This is a genomic window from Actinoplanes sp. NPDC051861, assembly GCF_040681145.1.
Taxonomy (GTDB): domain Bacteria; phylum Actinomycetota; class Actinomycetes; order Mycobacteriales; family Micromonosporaceae; genus Actinoplanes.
In genome coordinates this window covers 1-1,366 of sequence record NZ_JBFAYE010000049.1, presented here as the reverse complement: position 1 = coordinate 1,366, position 1,366 = coordinate 1, and the positions used below count along the sequence as shown (strand labels likewise).

Below are 1,366 nucleotides of genomic sequence, written 5' to 3'. Positions count from 1 at the left end.
TGTTTCCGGACGATGACTATGCCGAGGTTGCCGCGAAGGTAACCGGCTCGCTGGATCGGTTCGGCTGCTGGAATGCGCAGTGGACGGTGCCGACCTCGTCGGCGATCACCCAGGCCCGTAAACGACTCGGACGGCGGTTGTTCGCCGAACTGTTCACCAACGCGTGCGGCCCGGTCGCCGGGCGGACCGGCCCGACGTCGGCGGCGATGGCGTTGGGGACCACGCGGGGATCGTTCCTGCGGTCGTGGCGGCTGCTCGCGATCGACGGGTTCGAGGTGGACGTGCCCGACAGCCCGGCGAATGTCGCTGAATTCGGCTATGCCAACGCCCGTGCCGAGAACAGGTCACCGTTCCCGAAGGCCCGGGTCGTGGCGATGGCCGAATGCGGCACCCACGCATTCATCGCCGCCAGGATCGGCTCGTATGCCACCCACGAAAGGACTTTGGCCGCCGCGTTGTGGTCCCGGCTACGCGCCGATGATCTACTCACCGCTGATCGTGGTTTCTACTCCTGGGACAGCTGGACCGAGGCGCAGGCCACCGGGGCGGCGTTGCTGTGGCGGGCGCCGACGCAGATGCGGCTACCGGTGGTGAAAATCCTGGCCGACGGCACCTACCTCAGCGTGATCATCAAACCCAACGTCCAGCTGGAATCACGTCGGCAGAAGATTCTGGCTGCCGCCCGCGCCGGGCAGAACCTGGCCGACATCAACGAAACCCCGACCGCTTTCACCAAGCACGGCCTGCCCGTGGCCCACCTGGTCCGCGTCATCGAGTACGACATCACCAACCGCGCCGGTGACGGCACCGGCGAACTGATCGCCCTGCTCACCACCATCCACGACCCCAGCCACGCCCGCGCCGACGAACTCGCCGCCGCCTATCACCAGCGTTGGGAACAAGAAACCAGCCACGACCAGCTGAAAACCCACCTCCGCGGCCCCGGCCGGCTGCTGCGTTCCCGCCTGCCCGACCTCGTCCACCAGGAAATCTGGGCCTACCTGATCGTCCACCATGCCATCAGTGCCCTGATCGCCCAAGCCTCCGCCGCCGCCGACCTGGACCCCGACCGGATCTCCTTCACCCAAACCCTGAGACTGATCCGCCGCACCGCCACCGGCACCGCCGCCATTTCCCCCTCAGGACTGGACTGAACAGAAACCCGAACACCTGCGACGCATCGCCGAACACTTGATCCCACCACGCCGCGAACGCACCTGTCCCCGCGCCCTCAAACGCAGCCGCACCAAATACCGCGTCAAGAAACCCCACGAACCCGCCAGCATCCGCCACCAGACACCAGCCATGATCCGCCTGCACGCCTTCCCACAACCCGCAAGATCAACTTAAGCTACGCGGCATTGGG

At 66.4% G+C, this 1,366-nt stretch carries 1 protein-coding gene; it reads left to right on the top strand.

Annotated elements, in window-relative coordinates:
- Positions 1 to 1,154, top strand: a 1,154-nt coding sequence (locus AB0M02_RS46725; protein ID WP_364238994.1) for an IS4 family transposase, incomplete at its 5' end; no start/stop codon positions are given.
- Positions 1,155 to 1,366: the final 212 nt, after the last annotated feature.